This window comes from Bartonella henselae str. Houston-1 (assembly GCF_000046705.1).
Lineage (GTDB): Bacteria > Pseudomonadota > Alphaproteobacteria > Rhizobiales > Rhizobiaceae > Bartonella > Bartonella henselae.
Genome location: NC_005956.1, coordinates 1,144,850 through 1,164,980, shown reverse-complemented (window position 1 = coordinate 1,164,980; position 20,131 = coordinate 1,144,850). Strand labels below are relative to the sequence as shown.

At 40.8% G+C, this 20,131-nt stretch carries 31 protein-coding genes; 27 read left to right on the top strand and 4 right to left on the bottom strand.

What is annotated here, in order from left to right:
• Window positions 1–10: 10 nt before the first annotated feature.
• From AYT27_RS05405 to xth, 4 genes are all read right to left on the bottom strand, one after another.
• A complete protein-coding gene (locus tag AYT27_RS05405; protein ID WP_011180921.1) occupies window positions 11–727 on the bottom strand; it encodes an amino acid ABC transporter permease in 717 nt (238 codons plus the stop codon).
• A gap of 3 nt (window positions 728–730) precedes the next feature.
• Entirely contained in the window at window positions 731–1,483 is a 753-nt protein-coding gene (locus tag AYT27_RS05400; RefSeq protein ID WP_011180920.1) for an amino acid ABC transporter permease, read from the bottom strand.
• 143 nt (window positions 1,484–1,626) lie between these two features.
• Window positions 1,627–2,538, bottom strand: a complete 912-nt coding sequence (locus tag AYT27_RS05395; protein ID WP_011180919.1) for a transporter substrate-binding domain-containing protein — start codon at window positions 2,536–2,538, stop codon at window positions 1,627–1,629.
• A gap of 124 nt (window positions 2,539–2,662) precedes the next feature.
• Window positions 2,663–3,445, bottom strand: a complete 783-nt coding sequence (gene xth / locus AYT27_RS05390) for an exodeoxyribonuclease III (protein ID WP_011180918.1) — start codon at window positions 3,443–3,445, stop codon at window positions 2,663–2,665.
• Between the two features lie 555 nt (window positions 3,446–4,000).
• Here xth and rpsL point away from each other — a divergent pair.
• The 27 genes from rpsL (at window position 4,001) to AYT27_RS05255 (ending at window position 19,986) form a co-directional block, all read left to right on the top strand.
• Window positions 4,001–4,372: a 30S ribosomal protein S12 gene (gene rpsL / locus AYT27_RS05385; protein WP_011180917.1), complete on the top strand. Its 372-nt coding sequence runs from the start codon at window positions 4,001–4,003 to the stop codon at window positions 4,370–4,372.
• Between the two features lie 18 nt (window positions 4,373–4,390).
• The gene (rpsG, locus tag AYT27_RS05380) at window positions 4,391–4,861 is read left to right on the top strand and encodes a 30S ribosomal protein S7 (protein ID WP_011180916.1); all 471 of its coding nucleotides are present in this window, start codon (window positions 4,391–4,393) and stop codon (window positions 4,859–4,861) included.
• 29 nt (window positions 4,862–4,890) lie between these two features.
• Entirely contained in the window at window positions 4,891–6,975 is a 2,085-nt protein-coding gene (fusA, locus tag AYT27_RS05375; protein WP_011180915.1) for an elongation factor G, read from the top strand.
• A 64-nt stretch (window positions 6,976–7,039) separates the two neighbouring features.
• Entirely contained in the window at window positions 7,040–8,215 is a 1,176-nt protein-coding gene (gene tuf, locus AYT27_RS05370; protein ID WP_011180527.1) for an elongation factor Tu, read from the top strand.
• Window positions 8,216–8,280: 65 nt separating this feature from the next.
• Window positions 8,281–8,589 carry a 30S ribosomal protein S10 gene (gene rpsJ, locus AYT27_RS05365; protein WP_004855744.1) on the top strand — a complete coding sequence of 103 codons (309 nt, stop codon included), beginning with the start codon at window positions 8,281–8,283 and terminating at the stop codon, window positions 8,587–8,589.
• A 27-nt stretch (window positions 8,590–8,616) separates the two neighbouring features.
• Complete coding sequence (gene rplC / locus AYT27_RS05360; RefSeq protein ID WP_011180914.1) at window positions 8,617–9,357, top strand: 50S ribosomal protein L3; 741 nt, start codon at window positions 8,617–8,619, stop codon at window positions 9,355–9,357.
• Complete coding sequence (rplD, locus tag AYT27_RS05355) at window positions 9,357–9,977, top strand: 50S ribosomal protein L4 (RefSeq protein WP_011180913.1); 621 nt, start codon at window positions 9,357–9,359, stop codon at window positions 9,975–9,977. The genes rplC and rplD overlap by 1 nt, the downstream gene beginning before the upstream one ends.
• On the top strand, window positions 9,974–10,267 hold the full coding sequence (locus AYT27_RS05350) for a 50S ribosomal protein L23 (protein WP_011180912.1): 294 nt from the start codon (window positions 9,974–9,976) through the stop codon (window positions 10,265–10,267). Before rplD ends, AYT27_RS05350 begins: the two co-directional genes overlap by 4 nt.
• 21 nt (window positions 10,268–10,288) lie before the next feature.
• Window positions 10,289–11,122, top strand: coding sequence for a 50S ribosomal protein L2 (gene rplB / locus AYT27_RS05345; RefSeq protein WP_011180911.1), 834 nt, complete (start codon window positions 10,289–10,291; stop codon window positions 11,120–11,122).
• Between the two features lie 15 nt (window positions 11,123–11,137).
• The gene (rpsS, locus tag AYT27_RS05340) at window positions 11,138–11,416 is read left to right on the top strand and encodes a 30S ribosomal protein S19 (protein WP_011180910.1); all 279 of its coding nucleotides are present in this window, start codon (window positions 11,138–11,140) and stop codon (window positions 11,414–11,416) included.
• A gap of 2 nt (window positions 11,417–11,418) precedes the next feature.
• Window positions 11,419–11,808: a 50S ribosomal protein L22 gene (rplV, locus tag AYT27_RS05335; protein ID WP_011180909.1), complete on the top strand. Its 390-nt coding sequence runs from the start codon at window positions 11,419–11,421 to the stop codon at window positions 11,806–11,808.
• On the top strand, window positions 11,808–12,518 hold the full coding sequence (gene rpsC / locus AYT27_RS05330) for a 30S ribosomal protein S3 (protein WP_011180908.1): 711 nt from the start codon (window positions 11,808–11,810) through the stop codon (window positions 12,516–12,518). The genes rplV and rpsC overlap by 1 nt, the downstream gene beginning before the upstream one ends.
• 35 nt (window positions 12,519–12,553) lie before the next feature.
• Window positions 12,554–12,967 (top strand): 50S ribosomal protein L16, encoded by a 414-nt coding sequence (gene rplP, locus AYT27_RS05325; RefSeq protein WP_011180907.1) that lies wholly within the window; start codon window positions 12,554–12,556, stop codon window positions 12,965–12,967.
• A gap of 12 nt (window positions 12,968–12,979) precedes the next feature.
• Window positions 12,980–13,180, top strand: coding sequence for a 50S ribosomal protein L29 (rpmC, locus tag AYT27_RS05320; RefSeq protein WP_011180906.1), 201 nt, complete (start codon window positions 12,980–12,982; stop codon window positions 13,178–13,180).
• A gap of 11 nt (window positions 13,181–13,191) precedes the next feature.
• Window positions 13,192–13,431, top strand: coding sequence for a 30S ribosomal protein S17 (rpsQ, locus tag AYT27_RS05315; RefSeq protein WP_011180905.1), 240 nt, complete (start codon window positions 13,192–13,194; stop codon window positions 13,429–13,431).
• A 144-nt stretch (window positions 13,432–13,575) separates the two neighbouring features.
• On the top strand, window positions 13,576–13,944 hold the full coding sequence (rplN, locus tag AYT27_RS05310; RefSeq protein ID WP_011180904.1) for a 50S ribosomal protein L14: 369 nt from the start codon (window positions 13,576–13,578) through the stop codon (window positions 13,942–13,944).
• Window positions 13,945–13,956: 12 nt separating this feature from the next.
• Complete coding sequence (gene rplX, locus AYT27_RS05305; RefSeq protein ID WP_011180903.1) at window positions 13,957–14,271, top strand: 50S ribosomal protein L24; 315 nt, start codon at window positions 13,957–13,959, stop codon at window positions 14,269–14,271.
• Complete coding sequence (rplE, locus tag AYT27_RS05300) at window positions 14,264–14,821, top strand: 50S ribosomal protein L5 (protein WP_011180902.1); 558 nt, start codon at window positions 14,264–14,266, stop codon at window positions 14,819–14,821. The genes rplX and rplE overlap by 8 nt, the downstream gene beginning before the upstream one ends.
• A gap of 24 nt (window positions 14,822–14,845) precedes the next feature.
• Window positions 14,846–15,151, top strand: a complete 306-nt coding sequence (gene rpsN / locus AYT27_RS05295) for a 30S ribosomal protein S14 (RefSeq protein ID WP_011180901.1) — start codon at window positions 14,846–14,848, stop codon at window positions 15,149–15,151.
• Window positions 15,152–15,165: 14 nt separating this feature from the next.
• Window positions 15,166–15,564, top strand: a complete 399-nt coding sequence (gene rpsH, locus AYT27_RS05290; protein ID WP_011180900.1) for a 30S ribosomal protein S8 — start codon at window positions 15,166–15,168, stop codon at window positions 15,562–15,564.
• Between the two features lie 38 nt (window positions 15,565–15,602).
• Window positions 15,603–16,136, top strand: a complete 534-nt coding sequence (gene rplF, locus AYT27_RS05285; RefSeq protein ID WP_011180899.1) for a 50S ribosomal protein L6 — start codon at window positions 15,603–15,605, stop codon at window positions 16,134–16,136.
• Window positions 16,137–16,148: 12 nt separating this feature from the next.
• Window positions 16,149–16,511 carry a 50S ribosomal protein L18 gene (gene rplR, locus AYT27_RS05280; RefSeq protein WP_011180898.1) on the top strand — a complete coding sequence of 121 codons (363 nt, stop codon included), beginning with the start codon at window positions 16,149–16,151 and terminating at the stop codon, window positions 16,509–16,511.
• 117 nt (window positions 16,512–16,628) lie between these two features.
• Window positions 16,629–17,177, top strand: coding sequence for a 30S ribosomal protein S5 (gene rpsE / locus AYT27_RS05275; RefSeq protein ID WP_011180897.1), 549 nt, complete (start codon window positions 16,629–16,631; stop codon window positions 17,175–17,177).
• Window positions 17,178–17,208: 31 nt separating this feature from the next.
• Entirely contained in the window at window positions 17,209–17,415 is a 207-nt protein-coding gene (gene rpmD / locus AYT27_RS05270; protein ID WP_011180896.1) for a 50S ribosomal protein L30, read from the top strand.
• A gap of 20 nt (window positions 17,416–17,435) precedes the next feature.
• Window positions 17,436–17,900, top strand: a complete 465-nt coding sequence (gene rplO, locus AYT27_RS05265) for a 50S ribosomal protein L15 (RefSeq protein WP_011180895.1) — start codon at window positions 17,436–17,438, stop codon at window positions 17,898–17,900.
• Window positions 17,901–18,064: 164 nt separating this feature from the next.
• Entirely contained in the window at window positions 18,065–19,411 is a 1,347-nt protein-coding gene (gene secY / locus AYT27_RS05260; protein WP_011180894.1) for a preprotein translocase subunit SecY, read from the top strand.
• Window positions 19,408–19,986 carry an adenylate kinase gene (locus tag AYT27_RS05255; RefSeq protein WP_011180893.1) on the top strand — a complete coding sequence of 193 codons (579 nt, stop codon included), beginning with the start codon at window positions 19,408–19,410 and terminating at the stop codon, window positions 19,984–19,986. The genes secY and AYT27_RS05255 overlap by 4 nt, the downstream gene beginning before the upstream one ends.
• Window positions 19,987–20,131: the final 145 nt, after the last annotated feature.

Below are 20,131 nucleotides of genomic sequence, written 5' to 3'. Positions count from 1 at the left end.
TTTTCTCCTGTTAGCGAATAATGGATATTTTTTTCTGTAGATATAAAACTATCTGCGACAATGTGAAGCAGATAACAAAATAGAAAATAGCTGCCAAGATATAAGCTTCTTGCTTTACACCAAAATTGTTAGCAACAATATCAAAACCATTCAGAAGGCTATTGCCACTGATTGCGTAAACAAGGGTTGTGTCCTGGAAGAGGATAATAACCTGTGTTAAAAAGACTGGCAGCATGTCTCTAAAAGCTTGGGGAAGAATTACAATATACATATTTTGCCAGTATGTCATTCCAAGAGCTTGTCCCGCGTGTTTTTGTCCTTGCGAAACTGAATTTATACCAGCACGTATAATTTCGGCAAAATAAGCGGTTTCAAATGCAGTAAAGGTAATGAGTGCTGATTTATTTGCACCGATTGATGTACCGGTAATGAAAGGTAAAAGCACAAAAAACCATAAAATAACCATAACAAGTGGTATTGAACGCATAGCTGTTGTGTAAATTATTGCCAGTGAGGAAAGTAATTTAGTGCAAGAAAGCCGCATCATCGCTAAGAGTGTGCCGAAAATAAGCCCCAATATCGTTGCAAAAAAAGTTAGAAAAACACTAAAGAGTAATCCTGATAGAATGTAAGAGCAGAATATATCAAAAGTAAAAAATGAAAAATCAAAATTTGAAAAATTGAAAGGAAAATAAAATCCAAACTTGGAGCTTACAGAATTTATCATTATTCAATGTCCCTTTGTTTGAAAATTCGGAATTTTGAGCATTTGTTCAATGACTGTCATAATGATGAATATAAATAGGGCTATAAAAATATAAAGAATCGTAACGATTAGATAATTTTCATAAACATGACTCATTTCTTCAATCGTTTGATATTGGAATTGCATGAGTTCATTTATTGAAACAGCGAATGCTATAGATGAATTTTTTACAATCCCCATTGCTTCTGAAGTAAGCGGTGGCATGATTGTGCGCATAGCGCGTGGTAATATGATGTAACGGTAAATTTGATATGTTGTAAATCCCATTGCCATAGCTGCATAGCGTTGTCCAGAAGAAATAGCTTCAATGCCTGAGCGAACCTGTTCTGCAATCCGAGCAGATGTAAAGAATCCCAAGGCACATGTTATTAATAAAATAGGTGAGTAATTTATCGCTGGTGGATAAATTTTAGGTACGACAAAATACCATAAAAATACTTGTACAAGGAGAGGGATGTTACGCATAACCTCCACCCAAATATAACCAATAGTGCGAAATGAGCAATTGGTCATGGATGTGTTTGGTAGAGTGCGCATTGTTCCTACAATAACACCTAAAAATATAGCTAAAATCAGTGAGGAGATGGATAAGACAAATGTATTTTTTAAACTCTCGAGCAATGTATCTAAATAGGTATGACTGACACCAGGGATTCCCAGGCATCCCGCTACCAGTGTTTGGGTAAGATCATCTTTACAAAGGAAAGAAAAGTCCATTAATTGATATTTCCTAAATTGAATTATTTGCAAATGAAACAATAAATCCGCCATGTTTACATATGGCTAAATTTATTGCAAAATAAACAAAAGCACAATGACACTTAATTTTCTAAAGAGTGTGATTGTGCTTTTTTAAAATTCTATAAATTATTTTCTGAGTAGTCTTCACGAGGCTTATTGTTTGGATGTTCCCAAGCATATTTTGTCAATTCGGATAAGGCAAGATTGACAATAGTATTTGCAGGTGGGATTGGTTTCATAAACCATTTATCATAAAGTTTTTCAAGTGAATGGTCTTTGATTTGGTGCACGATGCTCTCATTGATTGCGTGTTCCAAGTTTTGGTCATTTAATCGGAGCATACAAGCAATGGGTTCGACTGAAAGTACCGTATCAAGGATGACATAATCAGATGGATTTTTTGATTTAGCAATATGCCCCGCAAGAATTGAGGCATCCATGATAAATGCGTCTGCACGGCCTGATTCTAGTAATAAGAAGCTATCTCCATGGTCTTTGCCCTTTACGACCTTAAAGTTAATGTTTTTTGCACGTTTGTTTTTGCGAATAAGCTGAACAGCGGTTGTTCCAGTGGTGGTGGCAATTGTTTTTCCGTTTAAATCTTCAAGGGATTTAATGTTAGAATTTTTCTTTACGGCAATCCGAACTTCTTCAACATAAGTGGTGTAAGCAAATGCTGCTTCTTTACTACGAAAAATATCATTTGTTGTTGAGCCACATTCAAAATCATAGGTATTGTTCTGCAGTAGAGGAATTCTATTTTGTGATGTGATGGGGAGATAATGAATTTTAATTGGTTTACCAATTTTTTTTGAAATGTCATCAATGATATGCTCTGCCATTTCTGTGTGAAAGCCTACATATTTTCCATTACCAAGAGCATAACCTAAACCAGATGATTCGCGAACACCTAGAGTAACTTCCCCCGTTTTTTTTATTTTTTCAAGCGTATCATTTTCAGCTTTTGCAATACCTATCAGTCCAATGATGGTTGTGGTTGCTGCAATGAATATTAAAAGTGATTTTCTCATTCTTTACTCCATGCATTTACGATTTCTTTTTGTTTTTTTGGATTACCATAGGCTGTATAACATATTTATTATTCTCATTGGGATATTTTTTTATTATCTCAATGAAACAGTTATTATACTTTAGTTAATTGAAATTAAGGTCAATCCAAACGGGAGTATGATCAGATGGTTTTTGGTAGCCTCTTACTTCTTTTTGGCTATAAGCGCAAATAAGCTGATCGACAGCTTCTGGTGATAAAAGCAAGTGATCAATACGGATCCCGTTGTTTTTGCGCCATGCGGCAGCCTGAAAATCCCAGAAGCTGAATGAGGGAGTATCTGTGACATTACGAATAGCGTCATAAAAACCCAAATGAATAATGCGTTGGAATGCTTGTCTTGTTTGTGGAAGAAATAAGGCGTCATCACTCCATTCTTTAGGGGTTTTTGCATCCAATGGGGTCGGGATGACATTATAATCGCCAGCTAGAACAAGAGGTTCTTCATATTTTAGCAATGATTTTGCATGTGTATACAATCTTTCCATCCATTCCATTTTATAAGGATATTTTTCGCTGTTGATGGGATTACCATTCGGAAGATAGAGTGATGCAACACGAATAACACCTTTATTTGTTGAATAAACGGCTTCAATGTAACGTGTTTGTTCATCTTTGTCATTGCCTGGTAGTTGGCGGATAACTTCATCGGGTGTTTTTTTGGAGAGAATCGCAACCCCATTAAAACTTTTTTGTCCGTGTGTTTCTATGTGATAACCTAAGCTTTCAATTGCATCGCGTGGAAAATTCTCATCGGTACTTTTGATTTCTTGTAAACAGACTATATCAGGCCGATTTTGCTGTAGCCATTGATATAATGTTTCATGCCGTGCTTTTATTCCAGCAATATTCCACGTTACTATTTTCATGATACTCAATCTTAAGTGTTATATGTGCGTTATAATGCCCTATATGCAATTTGTTAAATTACGATGTTAAAGCGTTCTATAAATGTCTTCGACTATACACATCCCCCGATATGTTGCCTCTCTATTAATTATTGTGAGGCGGATATTACTATGGTAATCTGATTTATCAAGAGCGCCTGCTAAAAGCTAAATTTGATATTTTACGGTTTAATTTATTTTTATTTTTAGAAACTTTCTGATGTTTAGTTCTTGACGAATGTATGTGTTCTCGCTATTAGAAACTATTACAACCGGTGTTAAGAGTGATGAGCACTTTTTGAGTGTTATTCTAGAAGGTCATTTGTACAGGGGTTGATTAGGAAATTAAAAGCAAATGCCAGCGCAAGAGGCTATTGCCTTCTCTGCTTTTAGTCGGGTAAGCTGTTTATAGCAAGCGTGCCCGATTTTGTGTGTAAGCTTAAGCTTAAGTGTTTACTCCGATTGTATTCGGAATAAATGAAAATAAATGAAGCCCAAGTGGGTGAAACGAACGTAGATCGAAAAGAGGAAGGTTACATGCCTACCGTAAATCAGTTGATTCGCAAGCCGCGTATTACGCCAATTAAGCGTAATAAGGTTCCTGCTCTTCAGTCGAATCCACAGAAACGTGGTGTTTGTACGCGTGTTTATACAACGACGCCGAAGAAACCAAATTCTGCTCTTCGTAAAGTTGCTAAAGTCCGTTTGACAAATGGATTTGAGGTGATTGGTTATATTCCTGGGGAGGGGCATAATCTTCAAGAGCACTCTGTTGTGATGATTCGTGGTGGTCGTGTGAAAGATTTGCCGGGAGTTCGGTATCACATTATCCGTGGGTTGCTTGATACACAGGGTGTCAAGAATCGTAAACAGCGTCGTTCAAAGTATGGCGCGAAGCGTCCAAAATAATATTGAGAGACAGAGCCAATGTCCCGTCGCCATAAAGCAGAAAAACGTGAAATTAATCCAGATCCTAAATTTGGTGATTTGGTCATTACAAAATTTATGAATGCCATTATGTTTGATGGTAAAAAGTCCGTTGCTGAGCGTATTGTTTATGGTGCGCTTGATGTTGTAGAGAGTAAGGTGAAATCAGATCCTGTGGCTTTGTTTCATCGGGCGTTAGAAAATGTTGCTCCTCATATTGAGGTGCGTTCACGTCGTGTTGGTGGTGCTACTTACCAGGTTCCGATTGATGTTCGTCCTGATCGTCGTCAAGCTCTTGCTATTCGCTGGTTAATTTCGGCAGCGCGTGGGCGTAATGAGGCGACAATGATTGATCGTCTTTCTGGTGAATTGATGGATGCAGCTAATAATCGTGGTTCTGCAGTGAAGAAGCGTGAAGATGTTCATCGTATGGCTGAAGCTAATCGTGCATTCTCTCATTATCGCTGGTAGGTGTGTTTAAGAAAACTAAGGCAAGTGCAATGGCTCGCGAATATAAAATTGAAGATTATCGTAATTTTGGTATTATGGCACATATTGATGCCGGTAAAACCACTATGACTGAGCGTATTTTGTTCTATACCGGTAAGAATCATAAAATCGGTGAAACCCATGATGGTGCTTCTACGATGGATTGGATGGAGCAGGAGCAAGAGCGTGGTATTACGATTACCTCTGCTGCTACGACGACCTTTTGGGAGGGGCGTGATGGTCGGAAGCGGCGTTTTAATATCATTGATACGCCGGGGCATGTTGACTTTACGATTGAGGTTGAGCGTTCTTTGCGTGTTCTTGATGGTGCGATAGCGTTGCTGGATGCAAACGCTGGTGTGGAGCCTCAGACAGAAACCGTTTGGCGTCAGGCTGAGAAATATCGCGTACCACGCATGGTGTTTGTGAATAAAATGGATAAAATAGGTGCTGATTTTTATCGTAGCGTGGAAATGGTTGGTTCGCGTTTGGGTGCTAAGGCACTGGTTTTACAATTGCCAATTGGTGCTGAGAATGATTTTGAAGGTGTTGTTGATCTTATTGAGATGCAGGCATTAAGGTGGGATGGTTCTATTGGTGCTTCGGCAACGGTTGGTGAAATTCCTTCTGGTTTGAAGGAGAAAGCTGAAGAGTATCGTGAAAAATTAGTTGAGATGGCCGTTGAAGTTGATGAGGCTGCGACGGAGGCTTATTTGGAAGGTGTGATGCCAACCAATGAACAGCTTGTTGCTCTCATTCGTAAGGGGACCGTGGAGGTTCAGTTTCATCCAGTTTTGTGTGGTACTGCTTTTAAAAATAAAGGCGTCCAACCTCTTTTGGATGCTGTTGTTTCTTATCTTCCTTCTCCTGTTGATGTACCTGCAATTAGTGGAGTTGATGTGAAGACTGAAGGTGAAACAACACGTGAATCTTCAGATGATGCTCCACTTTCTATGCTTGCTTTTAAGATTATGAATGATCCTTTTGTAGGGTCGTTGACTTTTTGTCGTATTTATTCTGGTAAGGTTCAAAAAGGTATTTCTCTTGAAAATACTGTAAAAAGGAAGAAAGAGCGTTTGGGGCGTATGCTTCAAATGCATTCAAATTCTCGTGAAGATATTGAAGAGGCTTTTGCAGGTGATATTGTTGCTCTTGCAGGGCTTAAAGAAACAACAACAGGTGATACTCTTTGTGATCCTCTCAAACCTGTTATTTTGGAGCGGATGGAATTTCCAGAGCCTGTTATTGAAATTGCGATTGAGCCGAAAACGAAAGCAGATCAAGAAAAGATGGGTATTGCACTTAATCGTTTGGCGGCTGAGGATCCTTCGTTTCGTGTTAAATCGGATGAGGAATCAGGCCAAACGATTATTGCTGGAATGGGTGAGCTTCATCTTGATATTATTGTTGATCGTATGCGGCGTGAGTTTAAGGTTGAAGCTAATGTTGGGCAGCCTCAGGTTGCTTATCGTGAGTCGATTACAAAAATTGCGGAAATTGATTATACGCATAAAAAGCAGTCGGGTGGAGCTGGGCAGTTTGCTCGTGTGAAGATTATTTTTGAACCTCATGATGGTGATGATTTCATTTTTGAGTCGAAAATCGTTGGTGGAGCTGTCCCTAAAGAATATATTCCGGGTGTTCAAAAGGGGATTGAGAGTGTTATGGGGTCTGGTCCTCTTGCAGGTTTCCCTATGCTTGGTGTAAAAGCTACTTTGGTCGATGGTGGTTATCATGATGTTGATTCTTCTGTTTTAGCTTTTGAAATTGCTGCTCGTGCGGCTTTTCGAGATGGTGCAAAAAAGGCTGGTGCACAACTTCTTGAGCCTATTATGAAGGTAGAGGTTGTTACTCCCGAGGATTATGTTGGTGATGTCATTGGTGATTTAAATTCTCGTCGCGGTCAAATTTCAGGAACTGAAGCGCGTGGTATTGCAACGGTTGTGAATGCAATGGTTCCTTTGGCGAATATGTTTGGTTACGTGAATAGTCTTCGTTCAATGAGTCAAGGACGTGCACAGTATACAATGCAGTTTGATCATTATGAACCTGTCCCCTCGGCTGTTGCTTTGGAGATACAAAAGAAATACGCGTAATTTTAGGTAGCGTAATTAATTTTTAACTTTAGTCCTTGATTTGGACAGAAAATGGAGAGCTCAAATGGCGAAGAGCAAATTTGAACGCACGAAACCGCATGTTAATATTGGTACGATTGGTCACGTTGACCATGGGAAGACCTCGTTGACGGCAGCGATTACGAAATATTTTGGTGAATTTAAGGCCTATGACCAAATTGATGCAGCGCCTGAGGAGCGTGCACGTGGAATTACTATTTCTACAGCGCATGTTGAATATGAAACAGAGAAGCGGCATTATGCACATGTTGATTGTCCAGGTCACGCGGATTATGTGAAGAACATGATCACGGGCGCGGCGCAAATGGATGGTGCGATTTTGGTTGTTTCAGCTGCTGATGGTCCGATGCCTCAAACACGTGAGCATATTCTTCTTGCCCGTCAGGTTGGTGTTCCAGCGATTGTTGTTTTTCTTAATAAGGTTGATCAGGTTGATGATGCTGAGCTTTTGGAGCTTGTTGAGCTTGAAGTTCGGGAGTTATTGTCGAAATATGATTTTCCAGGAGACGATATTCCGATCGTTAAAGGTTCTGCTTTGGCAGCGCTTGAAGATAAAGATAAAAGCATTGGTGAAGATGCGGTTCGTCTTTTGATGAGTGAAGTTGATAATTATATACCGACGCCTGAACGTCCTGTTGATCAGCCGTTTTTGATGCCAATTGAAGATGTTTTTTCGATTTCGGGTCGTGGAACTGTTGTGACGGGTCGTGTTGAGCGTGGTGTTATTAAGGTTGGTGAAGAAGTTGAGATTATCGGCATTCGTCCAACTTCTAAGACAACAGTTACAGGGGTTGAAATGTTCCGCAAGCTTTTAGATCAGGGGCAAGCGGGTGATAATATTGGAGCGCTGCTTCGTGGTATTGATCGTGAAGGGATTGAGCGTGGACAAGTTTTGGCGAAGCCTGCTTCGGTTACACCTCATACGAGATTTAAAGCAGAGGCTTACATTTTGACGAAAGATGAAGGTGGTCGTCATACTCCATTTTTCACGAATTATCGTCCTCAGTTTTATTTCCGTACTACGGATGTAACGGGAATTGTTACGCTTCCAGAAGGTACAGAGATGGTTATGCCTGGTGATAATGTTGCTATGGATGTCTCTCTGATTGTTCCAATTGCCATGGAAGAAAAACTTCGTTTTGCTATCCGTGAAGGTGGTCGTACTGTTGGTGCAGGTATCGTTTCTAAGATCATTGAGTAAATAATGGTTGTTGAAAGAGCGCTTTTATTGTTAAAGGCGTTTTGCATAACAAGGAAATAATGAGCATGAACAGTCAAAATATCCGCATTCGTTTGAAAGCGTTTGATCACAGAATTCTTGATGCGTCGACGCGTGAGATTGTGTCTACCGCTAAGCGTACCGGTGCGAATGTCCGTGGTCCTATTCCGCTTCCAACGCGGATTGAGAAGTTTACGGTCAATCGTGGGCCGCACATCGATAAGAAGAGCCGTGAGCAGTTTGAAATGCGTACACATAAGCGTCTTCTTGATATTGTTGATCCAACACCGCAAACAGTAGATGCGCTTATGAAGCTCGATCTTTCTGCTGGTGTGGATGTCGAGATTAAGCTCTGAGGTTTGAGGACGGAAGGAACAGACCCAATGCGTTCAGGTGTAATAGCACAGAAGCTGGGCATGACCCGTATTTATAATGATGCTGGTGAACATGTGCCAGTCACGGTACTTCGTTTGGAAAATTGTCAAGTTGTTGCTCAGCGTACAGTTGAGAAAAATGGTTATACTGCTGTTCAATTAGGTGTAGGTTTTGCTAAGGTGAAAAATACCTCGCAAGCTCTTCGTGGACATTTTGCCAAGGCTTCCGTTGAGCCAAAAGCTAAGATAGCAGAATTTCGTGTGAGTCCCGATAATCTTCTTGATATCGGTACTGAGATTACAGCGGAACATTTTGTTCCGGGGCAAAGGGTTGATGTGACAGGCACGACTATCGGTAAGGGTTTTGCTGGTGTTATGAAGCGGCATAATTTTGGTGGTCACCGTGCTTCACATGGTAATTCAATCACACATCGTGCTCATGGTTCGACAGGGCAATGTCAAGATCCAGGTAAAGTGTTTAAAGGTAAAAAAATGGCTGGCCATATGGGTCAGGTCCGTGTAACAACACAAAATATTGAGGTTGTTTCAACGGATGTTGAACGTGGTTTAATTTTAGTGCGTGGTGCTGTTTCTGGCTCTAAAGGTGCTTGGATTTTGGTGCGGGATGCTATAAAAAAACCTCTTCCTGATAATGCACCAAAGCCTGCTGGTATTCGCCAACTTGCGAAGGAGAAAACGGAAATGGTTGCTCCGGTGACGGAAACTTCTGAAGTTGAGGGGGCCGAATAATGGATCTTTTAATAAAAACTCTTGATGGGAATGAAGTTGGGAAGTTAAAGGTTTCTGAGAGTGTTTTTGGTCTTGTGCCGCGTGAGGATATTTTGCAACGTGTTGTTCGTTGGCAGCTTGCGCGTCGTCAACAGGGGACACATCAGTCCCAAGGGCGGTCTGACGTGTCGCGAACAGGGGCGAAGATGTTTAAGCAAAAAGGAACTGGACGTGCTCGGCACTCATCTGCTCGTGCGCCACAGTTTCGAGGTGGTGGTAAGGCACATGGTCCGGTTGTTCGTAGTCATGCGCATACTCTGCCTAAGAAGATTCGTGCACTTGGATTACGTTTTGCTTTATCAGCGAAATTAAAGGCAGATGATTTAATTGTCGTTGATGAATTTAATGTTAAAGATGCTAAAACCAGAATGCTTGTTTCTTGTTTTTCTAAACTTGGATTTGATAATGCTCTCTTAATTGGTGGCAACGAAGTTGATCTCAATTTTTCTCGTGCAACGTCTAATATTCCTAATATTGATATTTTGCCAATTCAAGGAATTAATGTTTATGATATTTTGCGTCGCAGTAAACTTGTGTTATCAAAAGCGGCTGTCGAGGTCCTTGAGGAGCGTTTTAAATGAAAAACCTTCGCCATTATGATGTAATTGTTAGTCCAATTATTACTGAAAAGTCGACTATGATTTCTGAATATAATCAAGTTGCTTTTAATGTCGCGCCGAAAGCGACAAAGCCTGAGATTAAGGCTGCTGTTGAAGCGCTTTTTAGCGTTAAGGTTAAAGCAGTTAACACGATAGTCCGTAAAGGTAAAGTGAAGCGTTTCAAAGGTATTGTCGGTCGGCAAAATGATGTCAAGAAAGCGATCGTGACACTGGCGAGTGGTCAGTCCATCGACGTTTCGACAGGTCTTTAAAGAGGCTCGGAGATAAGAATAATGGCACTTAAGCAGTTTAATCCAACTACGCCGGGGCAACGTCAGCTTGTTATCGTAGATCGTTCTTGTCTTTATAAGGGTAAGTCTGTAAAAACTTTGACTGAGGGTTTGTCATCAAAAGGTGGACGTAATAATCGTGGTCGTGTTACTGCTCGTTTTCAAGGTGGTGGTCATAAGCGTAGCTATAGGTTTGTTGATTTTAAGCGTTTCAAACGTGATGTTCCTGCAAAAGTTGAACGTTTGGAATATGATCCCAATCGTACAGCTTTTATTGCGCTCATTCGCTATGAAGATGGACAATTAAGTTATATTCTTGCGCCGCAACGCCTTGATGTTGGTGATTCTGTTATTGCTGGATCAAATGTTGATATTAAGCCAGGTAATGCTATGCCGCTTGGTAATATGCCAGTGGGTACGATTATTCATAATGTTGAGATGAAACCGGGAAAAGGTGGTCAAATTGCACGTTCGGCTGGTGCTTATGCGCAGTTGGTTGGGCGAGATCAGGGAATGGCTATTCTTCGTCTTAATTCTGGTGAACAGCGTTTGGTATCTAGCGGGTGTTTTGCAACTGTTGGTGCTGTTTCAAACCCTGATCATGCGAACATTAATGATGGTAAAGCAGGAAGGTCACGTTGGCGTGGCAGACGTCCCCACGTTCGTGGTGTAGCTATGAATCCGGTTGATCATCCACATGGTGGTGGTGAAGGTCGTACATCAGGGGGGCGTCATCCAGTGTCTCCTTGGGGTAAGCCTACGAAAGGTAAGCGTACACGTTCCAATAAAGCCACTGATAAGTTTATTATGCGTACGCGTCATCAGCGCAAGAAATGAGAAAGGTAGTCTGAAATGGTTCGTTCAGTTTGGAAAGGTCCGTTTGTTGACGGCTATCTTCTTGGTAAAGCAGAGAAGGTACGTGCAAGTGGGCGCAATGAAGTTATAAAAATATGGAGTCGACGCTCTACTATTTTACCACAATTTGTTGGTTTGACTTTTGGTGTTCACAACGGCAATAAGCATATTCCTGTTTCTGTTTCAGAAGAGATGGTTGGGCATAAGTTTGGTGAATTCGCTCCCACCCGGACTTATTATGGGCATGGTGCAGACAAGAAAGCGAAGAGGAAGTAGGGATGGGAAAAGCTAAGTTTCCGCGCCAGCTTAAAGATAATGAGGCGAAAGCTGTGGCTCGGACAATTCGTGTTAGTCCGCAAAAACTTAATTTGGTTGCTGCGATGATTCGTGGTAAAAAAGTTGGTGCTGCACTGGCTGATTTAACATTTTCACGTAAACGTATTGCTGGGACGGTGAAAAAAACTCTTGAATCAGCGGTTGCAAATGCAGAGAATAATCATGATCTTGATATTGATTCGCTTGTTGTCGCAGAAGCTTATGTTGGTAAGTCGATAGTAATGAAGCGTTTTCATGTTCGTGGTCGTGGGCGCGCTAGTCGCATTGAACGTCCATTTTCGCATCTTACTATTATTGTTCGTGAAGTTATCGAAAAAGTGGAGGTCGCATAATGGGTCAGAAGATCAATCCAATAGGACTTCGTCTTGGAGTTAATCGGACCTGGGATTCTCGTTGGTATGCTGATAGTGGGGAATATGGACGTTTGCTTCATGAGGACTTAAAGATTCGTTTATATGTGCTTGAAGAACTCAAACAAGCAGCTGTTTCTAAGATTGTTATTGAGCGTCCTCACAAGAAATGTCGTGTAACTATTTATTCAGCGCGTCCTGGTTTGATTATTGGTAAAAAAGGTGCTGATATCGAGAAACTTCGTCGTAAGCTTTCGGAAATGACAAATGCTGAGACTTCATTAAATATTGTGGAAATTCATAAGCCAGAGATTGATGCAACAATTATTGCGCAATCCATTGCTCAGCAGCTAGAGCGTCGTGTTGCTTTTCGGCGTGCGATGAAGCGTGCAGTTCAATCGGCTTTACGTCTTGGTGCAGAAGGTATTCGTATCAACTGTTCTGGTCGTCTTGGTGGTGCTGAAATTGCTCGTATGGAATGGTATCGTGAAGGTCGTGTTCCACTTCATACCTTGCGTTCTGATGTTGATTACGGTACAGCAGAAGCTAAGACCGCTTATGGTATTTGTGGTGTTAAGGTCTGGGTCTTTAAGGGTGAGATTCTCGAATATGATCCGATGGCTTCAGAACGTCGTGCTGCGGAAGTAGATCATTCGGGTTCTTCGTCGAATCGTCGCCGGGAAAATGCTTAGTTTTGTGAGTAAGCTAAATTTTGGAGTAGAGAGCAATGTTGCAGCCAAAGCGCACAAGGTTCCGTAAACAGTTCAAAGGTCGTATTCATGGTGTTTCGAAAGGTGGTACGGATTTGAATTTCGGTGCTTATGGTTTAAAAGCTGTTGAACCGGAGCGGATTACTGCCCGCCAAATTGAGGCGGCGCGTCGTGCGATTACACGTTATATGAAACGTTCTGGTCGTGTGTGGATTCGTATTTTTCCGGATCTTCCAGTTACATCTAAACCGACCGAAGTTCGTATGGGTAAAGGTAAGGGAAGTGTCGATTATTGGGCAGCTCGTGTGGCACCGGGACGTATCATGTTTGAGCTTGATGGGATTCCCGAAGACGTGGCACGTGAAGCCTTAAGATTGGGTGCTGCGAAATTACCTATTAAGACGCGTTTCATCCAGCGTATTGCTGAATAAAGAGGTTAAGCGATGAGAGCCAGGGAGTTACGGGCGCAGACGCTCGACCAAATGAAAGATGAATTGGTAAAATTAAAGAAAGAGCAGTTTAATTTGCGCTTTCAGAAGGCGACAGGGCAATTAGAAAAGGTTTCGCGTGTTAAGCAGGTTCGGCGTGATATTGCGCGTGTTAAAACTTTTCTTCGTCAAAAGATAAACGAAAATAAGGTTTAAGGAAATAAGAGATGCCTAAACGCGTTTTGCAAGGTGTTGTTGTAAGTGATAAAAACGATAAAACTGTGGTTGTCAAAGTGGAACGCCGTTATTCTCATCCACTTCTCAAAAAGACTGTTAGGCAGTCTAAAAAGTATAAAGCACATGACGAGAGTAATCAGTTCAAGATTGGGGATCAAATTTTTATTCAGGAATCTAAACCAATTTCGAAAGATAAGCGTTGGATTGTTGTTAAAGACAGTGTAGCGTAGTTAACCAAGCTTATTATTTTAGAGTTTAACGGTAATTTTTTTGTTGGTAAATTTGAGAGCGAAAGCTTTATAGTTATTTGGCGGGCAGATCCGGGTATGTTAGAAGCATGACCGGATATAAATGTTAAGAGAAGGTAGTTGGTCATGATTCAGATGCAAACAAACCTCGACGTTGCCGATAATTCCGGTGCCCGTCGTGTCATGTGCATCAAGGTGTTAGGCGGTTCAAAGCGCAAATATGCTTCGGTCGGTGACATTATTGTTGTTTCGGTTAAGGATGCTATTCCTCGTGGCCGTGTTAAAAAAGGTGATGTGATGAAGGCTGTAGTGGTTCGTACTGCTAAGGATATTCGTCGGGCGGACGGTAGTGTTATTCGTTTTGATGGTAATGCTGCTGTTTTGGTGGATAATAAGAAAGAGCCGATCGGTACACGTATCTTTGGACCAGTTCCCCGCGAACTTCGCGCTAGGAATCATATGAAGATCATCTCGCTCGCTCCTGAAGTGTTATAAGGAGCAAATGTTATGCAGAAGATTCGAAAAGGTGATAAAGTTATTGTTTTATCCGGTAAGGATAAAGGATGTAGTGGTGAAGTGATTAAAGTGAATCCGAAGGAAAATAGAGCTTTTGTTCGTGGTGTGAATATGATTAAACGTCATCAGCGTCAAACACAAAATCAAGAAGCTGGGATTATTTCTAAAGAAGCTCCGATTCATTTATCTAATTTGGCCATTGCTGATCCTAAAGATGGTAAACCTACGCGTGTGGGTTTTCGTGTGAATGCAGATGGTAATAAGGTTCGTTTTGCCAAGCGTTCGGGAGAGTTGATTAATGGCTGAGGAAAAACAAACACCCCGCATGAAAACGCATTATTTTGAAGTGGTTCGTAAAACACTTCAAGAGAAGTTTAATTATAAAAATGTTATGCAAATTCCGCGGGTTGATAAAATTGTGATTAATATGGGAATTGGTGAGGCAACTGCCGATTCCAAGAAACCGTCTATTGCTGCTGAAGATTTGGGACTCATAACGGGTCAGAAGGCTGTTGTTACTCGTGCACGTAATTCTATTGCAACCTTTAAGGTTCGTGAAGGCATGCCACTTGGTGCTAAAGTCACATTGCGTAAAGATCGTATGTTTGAGTTTTTAGATCGTCTTGTTACGATTGCGCTTCCGCGGGTTCGTGACTTTCGTGGTCTGAACCCGAAAAGCTTTGATGGTCGTGGCAATTTTGCCATGGGTATTAAAGAGCACATTGTATTTCCAGAGATCAATTATGATAAAGTTGATCAAATTTGGGGTATGGATATTATCGTTTGTACGACAGCAAAAACGGATGATGAGGCGCGTGAATTGTTACGTGCTTTTAATTTTCCTTTTCGTTCGTAACGGCAAATGTAGCGAGGTAAGATTATGGCCAAAGTAAGTGCCGTTGAGAAAAATAAGCGTCGTGAGATAATGGTGAAGCGTTATGCTGCACGTCGTGCACGTTTAAAAGCGATAGTTATGGATCAGAAGATTTCTCTTGAAGAGCGTTTTAAAGCTTCTGTTCAATTGGCAGAATTACCACGTAATTCTGCAAAAGTTCGTGTTCGTAATCGTTGTGAAGTTTCAGGGCGTCCTCGGGCTTATTATCGTAAGTTAAAGATGTCGCGAATTGCATTGCGTGAACTTGGTTCTGTGGGACATATTCCCGGTATTATTAAGTCTAGTTGGTGAGAGGAGATTACTCAATGTCTATGTCAGATCCTCTTGGTGATATGTTAACACGTATTCGTAATGCCCTTGCTCGTAAAAAAGGTAAAGTAGTTACACCTGCTTCTAAGCTTCGTGCACGTGTACTTGATGTTCTTCAGTCGGAAGGTTATATTCGCGGATATAATCAAGTCGATTTAGGTGATGGAAAGTCTGAAATTGAAATCGAGTTGAAATATTTTGAAGGATTGGCTGCTATTCGTGAGATTTCACGTGTTTCAAAGCCAGGCCGTCGTGTATATGTTTCTGCTAAGTCAATTCCTCACGTGGCAAATGGTCTTGGTATTTCGATTTTATCAACTCCTAAAGGCGTTATGGCGGATTATGAAGCGCGTAAACAAAATGTCGGTGGAGAGCTTCTTTGTCGTGTTTTCTAAGTTGTATCAAGAAAACAGAAGAAAAATAGGTTAGAACAATGTCTCGTATTGGGAAAAAGCCCATTTCAGTTCCTTCTGGTGTTACCGCGACTGTCGAAGGTCAGTTGGTTAAGGCAAAAGGTCCAAAAGGTGAACTAAGTTATCTTGTCAATGATGAAGTCTTAGTTAAACTTGAGGAAAGTTTTATATCAGTTTCTCCCCGTGATCAATCAAAAGATGCGCGTTCCAAATGGGGTATGTCGCGTTCAATGATTGAGAATATTTTTTGTGGTGTCAAGGATGGTTTTGAAAAAAGGTTGGAGATCAACGGTGTTGGTTATCGTGCTGCTTTGCAGGGTAAGGATATTCAGTTATCGTTAGGTTTTTCGCACGATGTGATTTATAAAGTGCCGTCGGGTGTGACTGTGAGCATCCCTAAGCCTACAGAAATTGTTGTTTCTGGAATTGATAAGCAGCAAGTTGGGCAAGTCGCAGCAGAAATTCGAGAATATCGTAGGCCTGAACCTTATAAAGGCAAAGGTATTAAACATGCAGATGAGCGTATCTTTCGTAAAGAAGGCAAAAAGAAATAAGGGTTTTGCATCATGGTTTCATCTAAGGACATTATTCAGCGTCGTGCAAGGCGTGTTCGGCGTAGAATTAAAATGGTTTCTGGTAATCGTCTGCGGCTTAGTATTTATCGTTCAAATCAAAATATCTATGCTCAAATTATCGATGATTTGCGTGGGTGTACGCTTGTTTCTGCATCTACCCTTGACGGTGATTTGAAAAAATCGTTAAAAAGTGGTTCTGATAAAGAAGCTGCCTTTGCTGTTGGTAAATTAATTGCTGAGCGTGCCAAGAAAGCTGGTGTTAATGAAGTGGTTTTTGATCGTGGTGCCTATGTTTACCATGGTAGAGTAAAAGCTCTGGCTGAAGCTGCTCGTGAGGGTGGTTTAAACTTCTAAGGTACCTTATTTAGGAGAAATTGAGGTAAAGAAATTTTAGGGCGTTTCGTTTAAGTTCCTTTGCTTTGATAATGGGACTGTGTTAACGTGCTTCCGGAAAAGAAAAAGGAATGAGGAATGGCACAAAAAGAACGTAGTGAGCGAGATGAACGTGAGAGTGAATTTGTCGATAGGCTTGTTCATATCAATCGTGTTGCTAAGGTTGTAAAGGGTGGTCGGCGTTTTGGTTTTGCCGCCCTTGTTGTTGTTGGAGATCAAAAAGGACGTGTGGGGTTTGGTCATGGTAAAGCACGTGAAGTGCCAGAGGCAGTTCGTAAAGCTACAGAATCTGCGAAGCGTGGGATGATTTATGTTCCACTTCGTTCTGGACGTACTTTGCATCATGATCTTGAAGGTCATCATGGAGCTGGTCGTGTTTTATTGCGTTCTGCTTCTGCAGGTACCGGTATTATTGCTGGGGGACCAATGCGGGCTATTTTTGAAACCCTTGGTATGCAAGATGTTGTTGCAAAATCACTAGGGTCTTCCAATCCTTATAACATGGTGCGCGCAACTTTTGATGCATTAAAACGTCAGATGCATCCTAGAGATATTGCAGCTCAACGTGGTATCAAATATTCGACTTTGCAGGCACGTCGTCAGCATTTAGTTGATGCGGAAGGATAATTTCTGAGATTATCAGAAAAGGAATTAAGAAATGGTTCAGAAAAAATCTCAGAGTAGTAAAACTGTGACGGTCGAACAAATTGGAAGTCCGATTCGGAATTCGCAGATTCAGCGTGCGACTTTGAAAGGACTTGGATTAAATAAAATGCATCGGCGACGTGTTTTAGAGGATACACTTTGCGTACGGGGGATGATCGCTAAAGTTCAGCATCTTGTTCGTGTTATAGATGAAAGTTAAAGGTCGCAGGAGTACAAAAGATGAAACTCAATGAACTGAGTGATTGCAAAGGTGCAATAAGGAATCGTAAGCGTGTTGGGCGTGGTATTGGTTCGGGTACTGGTAAAACGGGTGGTCGAGGTGTGAAAGGGCAAAGATCACGTTCTGGTGTTTCTCTTAATGGTTTTGAAGGTGGGCAAATGCCTATCTATCGTCGTTTGCCAAAGCGGGGATTTAGGAATTTTTTCGCAAAAGATTATAACGAAGTTTCCTTGGGGCGTATTCAGTCTGCGATTGATACAGGGAAGTTGAATATTGAGAAGCCTGTTGATATTATTGCACTGAAAGAAGCTGGTATTATTCGTCGTGTAAAAGATGGAGTCCGTCTTCTTTCTGATGGTGAATTAAAAGTGAAAATTTCTTTTAATGTGTCTTATGCTTCTAAAGCTGCTCGTCTTAAAATTGAAAAAGCTGGCGGCCAGGTTCATTTTCCTGAAACTGTTTGACGAGTTTTTTGATCTGAATGATTATCTAAGGAAATATGTGTACTTCATTTGAAGCTTTTTGGGAGAATTGTTTAGGTTTTACATTTATTATATTATAAAGGTATGAGTTTTTAGAATTATACTTCTGTGATTTAAAGAACTGGAGTGTGGACGGGAGACGTTTTATGGCATCAGCAGCAGAGCAATTTGCTTCCAATATAAACTTCGGTACTTTTTCGCGTGCGACCGAGTTAAAGAAGCGCATTTGGTTTACCTTGGGAGCGCTTCTTGTGTATCGTTTTGGTACATATATTTCTCTTCCTGGTATTAATATTGATGCTTTACGGCAAACATTTGAACATCATGCTTCTGGCGTTTTGGGTTTATTTAATATGTTTGCTGGAGGTGCTGTTGGGCGCATGGCAATTTTTGCACTGGGAATTATGCCTTATATATCGGCGTCAATTATTGTGCAATTGCTCACCTCCATTATTCCTTCTTTGGAAACTCTTAAAAAAGAGGGGGAATTAGGTCGTAAAATTATTAATCAGTATACCCGTTATGTAACAGTGGTATTGGCAATTTTACAGGCGTTTGGTATTGCGGTTGCTCTTGAAACGGGTATAGGAACAGGTCTTCAAATTGTTTTAGAACCCGGTTTTATGTTCCGTATTTCTTCCGTTATTACCCTTGTTGGTGGGACAATGTTTCTCATGTGGCTTGGCGAACAAATTACATCACGTGGTGTTGGTAATGGGGTTTCTCTTATTATTTTTACAGGTATTGTGGCTAATCTCCCTTCTACTTTTGCTCAACTCTTGACTGCTCATAGTCAAGCTGATTTATCAACTTTTTTGTTCATAACAATCATTTTTATTGCGGTTTCTGTCATCGCAATTATTGTTTTTGTTGAGCGAGCACAACGACGTATCCTTATTCAGTATCCGAAACGTCAGGTTGGTAACCAGATGTTTCAAGGTGATATGTCACATCTTCCTTTAAAGCTGAATACTGCTGGTGTTATTCCACCGATTTTTGCTTCCTCTTTGTTGTTATTACCTGCAACTGTTAATAATTTTTCTGATAAAATGCCACAATGGGTTCAAGCTATTTCTTATTCTCTTGGTCACGGACAGCCACTTTATATGATTGTCTATGCCATTTTGATGGCATTTTTTTGCTTTTTTTATACAGCTATTGTGTTTAATCCAAGTGATACAGCAGATCAATTAAAGAAACATTCTGGCTTTATTCCAGGAATTCGTCCTGGCGAGCGTACAGCTGAGTATATTGATTATGTTTTGACGCGTATTACTGTTGTGGGAGCTATTTATATTATTTTGGTTTGTTTGTTGCCGGAATTTATGATATCCGCACTACAGGTTCCTTTTTATCTTGGAGGGACGTCTTTGTTGATTGTTGTTACTGTTACGCTTGATACAGTTGCCCAAATTCAGGGACATCTTGTGGCACACCAATATGAAGGATTGATTAAAAAGTCAAAACTTCGTGGAGGCAGAAGGAATCGATGAGGATTGTTCTTTTAGGTCCTCCTGGAGCTGGAAAAGGTACACAAGCTAAGATGTTGTGTGAGGAATATCACATCCCTCAGTTATCAACAGGCGATATGTTGCGTGAAGTTATTCGCAGAGAAACGGAAATTGGCAAGAAAGCTAAAGCTATGATCAATGCTGGTACTTTGGTCTCTGATAGTATTGTTAATCAAATTGTATCCGATCGCATTGACGAATCTGATTGTATAAACGGTTTTGTTTTGGATGGATATCCGCGCACTGTAGGACAGGCAGAAGTTTTGCAACAGGTTTTACAGTCAAAAAATATGCAGCTTGATGCCGTTATTGAGTTAATTGTTGATGAAGATGCATTGCTTGAACGAATGAAGAAGCGTGTTCAGGAAACAATAATTGCCGGTGGACAGGTCCGTTCGGATGATAATCCTGTTGCTTTTGCAAAACGATTAGTGGAATATCGTGAGAAGACAGCTCCTTTGTCGGAATTTTATTTGCAAAGGAGATTATTGAAGCTAGTTGATGGAATGATTGGTGTTACTGAGGTATCACGCAAAATTAGAGAGGTTCTTAAATAGGGATTTTTTTAGAAATAAATGAAAAGAGTTGACTTTTTGGGTGAAATCTATCAAAAACTGCTTTAATCTATTTCATTAAAATGATTAGGATTCGGAAAATGTTTATTGCCGGATCTGTTTCTTCTGTAAAGTACATCAGGTATTT